Here is a 3564-nt window from a genome sequence, read left to right as displayed (position 1 = left end):
TTCCAATCGGTCAACATTGAAGAAGTTTGAGCGTAGCCTACTCTTTCTTGCTTTTCGTACCAAGCTTGTGTTCGTTCGTGGAGAGCTTTGTTGTAAACTAATCTTACACAGCCCAAAGTGCGCCGCAATAGCGACTCTTGTTCGGGTGTTGGGTAAAATCGAAACGAATAGGCTTTTTCCATGTCTCATATTTTAGCATATATTTCGTAAACGATGCTCATATTTAACAGTAAAGCCGTCGTAGAACGACGGGGTTTCAGACCCAAATTTTCGATGACTGAGAGTAGCGAATAGCGTAAGTGCTGGCAGAGCAACGGGTAAAGCGGCAGACAAAATCGTGCGTCATAGAACAAGGAATTTCAGAGCTTGAGCCAACCTAATATGCCCTCCAGTAATGAATCTAAACTACCGTGATTCAATCCAAAAACTTTAGCGGTCTAGCAATTAATTGAGATTACTTACTTAACTGGTGCGTGGGGCGCGGATTGCTAATTTGGTTTTTTTATTCAAGGTTATTGCCGCAAAAACGCACCCTACATTATTACTGATTACTGATTACTGTTCACTGAATTGGTCTTACCACCACCACACCGTAAGCGTTAGGATTTAAATACTCTTGACAGGCATTTTGAATATCCTCTAAAGTGAGAGCTTCAATGTGTTGGGGATAACAAAAAGCCGGTTGTAAATCACCGATCTGAGTATGATAATAACCGTAAAGGTTAGCCCGATCGCTCGGTCTTTCATTGCTAAAAATAAACCGATTGGCCACTTGAGTTTTAACTCGTTCCAGTTCAGAAACTGTCACAGCTTCCTGTTGAATTTGTCCAATCTGTGCTACCACCTCTCTCTCCACTTGCTCGATATTTTCCGAGGCTAATTGGGCCGACACGGAAAACACCCCTTGCACTGCTTGGGACATATTACTGGCAGTTATTTGGGAAACTAAGCCCTTTTCTTGGCGCAGAGACTGAAATAATCGCGATACCTTGCCCTGACCCAGAATAGCCGCTAAAACATCGAGAGGATAGGTTTTTTCTAAGTCTCTCAACCCCGGCACTTTCCAAAATAGGATTAAGCGGGCCTGCTGCAAATTTTCATCCTCGTATTCTTGACGGATAATCTCGTTAAAGGGAGCTTCGGGCTGTAGATTAGCGATAGGATGAGAAATAAGCCCAGAATTGCCCTTACTGCCTAAAGTATCTAAAGAATCCCTCACAATAGCCATTAAATCATCTACAGGCAAATTACCCACCACCGCCACCGTCATCCATTCGGGACGATACCAAGTCCGATGAAAATCGCGCATTTGTTGAGCAGTAAGATTTTCAATCACTGCCATCGGACCCAACACCGGACGACGATAGGGTAAAACTTGAAAACAAGTCTCCATGGTGCGATAAAAAGTGCGCCGACGGGGATTATCCTGAGAACGACGAATTTCTTCTAAAATCACCTGTCTTTCCCGCTCAAAAGCTTCATCAGGGATTAAAGCGTCTAAAACCACTTCTAGCTGCAGCGGGGCCAGATGGGCGAAGTCCTGCGGGGCAGTGGTAATGTAATAATGGGTGTATTCTTGGCTAGTAGCGGCATTAGTCACCGCTCCCCTCGATTCGATCGCCCGTTCAAATTCGCCACTGTCTAAGTTAGGGGTTCCCTTAAAAACCATGTGTTCGAGAAAATGAGCCATCCCATTGATCTGATCCGATTCTAAGGCCGAGCCGACCTGCAGCCAAACATTGAGATTAACCGCTTCTACCGGTTGACTTTCGGCAATAATCGTCAAACCATTGGCAAGACGGTGCAGAATCGGAGTGTTGAGCGTGGCAGGTTTCCCTAGGATAGCCGTCATTCTTTATTAGTCCTCGGTAATCACTCTGGCAAAAATTGTCACTTTTCTCTATTGTAGTCCCAGACTTTCACAGAGCCAACAAGATCAGGTGTTGGCCAGCAATTCCAAATTCAGAATGTAGCAAATGATACGGAACATCAAACCCTTCTGCCTGGTACATCCCAATCCAACATCAAGAAGAATTAACAAGAGCCCTAGGGATGGCATCATCGAGCATAAAGTCTAAAAGGGGAGCATCTCACCTTTGTAACCCCTAAATCAGGTTTTGGTGGTGATTCGGTAGAGGAGGTTTTATCTTGAATGTCGGGGTGAAGACCCTCGCGCTCAAGCGACGGGATGAAACCCCGACCAGTATAAAACAGCGAAGCACGACATTTCGAGGGGCTTCAATGTAAAAGCTCAGTGTTTACAAAATCTTGACAATCCGATGCTATACAGGTTAACTTAAAATAAGTTGTTTGAGGTCGATAAACAAGGTCGATAAACAATGATTGTCTTAGAAATGAAAGCCGTGATCAAACCAAGTCAGTGTTCTGCCATTGATGAAGCTATTCGTACAGTACAATTCATCCGTAATAAGGCTTTAAGGCTTTGGATGGATGCCAAGAGAGAAGACAAAATTGATAAATATTCTCTCAATAAATATTGTGCAGTTCGCGGCCATTCAGTTCAAGTTTGTCGATACTCTAAATTCTACTGCTAGACAAGCATCGGCCGAACGAGCTTGGTCAGCTATTGCTCGTTTCTATGACAATTGTCAGAAAAAGGTTAAAGGTAAAAAGGGTTATCCTAAGTTTCAGAAAAATAATCGTTCTGTGGAATACAAAAACTCTGGGTGGAAACTATCTGATGATAGAAAGAAAATAACTTTCACAGATAAGAAAAACATTGGCACGGTTAAACTGAAAGGAACCAGAGACTTAAACTTTTACCCTCTAGACCAAATTAAACGAGTTAGGATTGTTAAACGAGCAGATGGTTATTATGTCCAATTCTGTCTTAGCGTTGATATTCGGGAATATGCTAAACCCCTAGAACCAACAAAAAGATGTGTAGGATTGGATGTAGGTTTAAAAGTTTTCTACGCTAACAGTGATGGGGAAACAGTAGAAATACCGCAATACTATCGCCAAGCAGAAAAAAGATTAAACCGACTGAATCGGAAGAAATCTAAAAAGTTTAGAAAAGGTCAACCCCAATCAAACAACTACCAAAAGGCTAGAAAGAGGTATGCTAGAAAGCATTTAAGAGTAAGTAGGCAACGTAAAGGCTTTGTCGAAAAAGAGGCATTGCGCGTCATTAAATCTAACGATTTTATCGCTCAGGTCAACTTAAATATTCAAGGCATGGTAAAAAACTCTAAACTAGCTAAATCTATTAATGATGTGGCTTGGTCTATTTTTCGACAATGGTTAGAATATTTTGGGTTTAAATATGGTAAGGCTACGGTAGCAGTACCACCCCATAACACGAGTCAAAATTGTTCTAATTGTGGTCAAAAAGTCCCTAAATCTCTATCTACGAGAACCCATACTTGTCCCCATTGTGGTTATGTAGAAGATAGAGACATTAACGCCGCTATAAAGTGCGATTCGTTCAGTCGAAACCTAGAAATAGGGGGATGACTGGCCTCTGTTGAGTAACCCTAACTGGGTTGAGTACGCACTTTAATCCTCAGCAGATGACAACTTCATAACCTTGTAAGTGAGGGC

The 3564-nt window shown here is 42.4% G+C and carries 2 protein-coding genes and 1 pseudogene; 1 reads left to right on the top strand and 2 read right to left on the bottom strand.

Going from position 1 to position 3564, the window contains the following annotated elements; translation table 11 throughout:
• On the bottom strand, positions 1–182 hold a 182-nt coding region (locus IM509_RS13760), incomplete at its 3' end, for a helix-turn-helix domain-containing protein (RefSeq protein WP_272079382.1).
• A 380-nt stretch (positions 183–562) separates the two neighbouring features.
• Positions 563–1852: a M16 family metallopeptidase gene (locus IM509_RS13755; RefSeq protein ID WP_052277610.1), complete on the bottom strand. Its 1290-nt coding sequence runs from the start codon at positions 1850–1852 to the stop codon at positions 563–565.
• Positions 1853–2339: 487 nt separating this feature from the next.
• On the opposite strand from IM509_RS13755, the pseudogene IM509_RS13750 reads away from it, so the two are divergent.
• Positions 2340–3435, top strand: a pseudogene (locus tag IM509_RS13750) (RNA-guided endonuclease InsQ/TnpB family protein); the annotation flags it as partial.
• Between the last annotated feature and the right edge of the window lie 129 nt (positions 3436–3564).

The sequence above is a fragment of the Microcystis sp. M31BS1 genome, assembly GCF_020245285.1.
Lineage (GTDB): Bacteria > Cyanobacteriota > Cyanobacteriia > Cyanobacteriales > Microcystaceae > Microcystis > Microcystis panniformis.
This window is presented reverse-complemented; position numbering and strand designations above follow the sequence as displayed.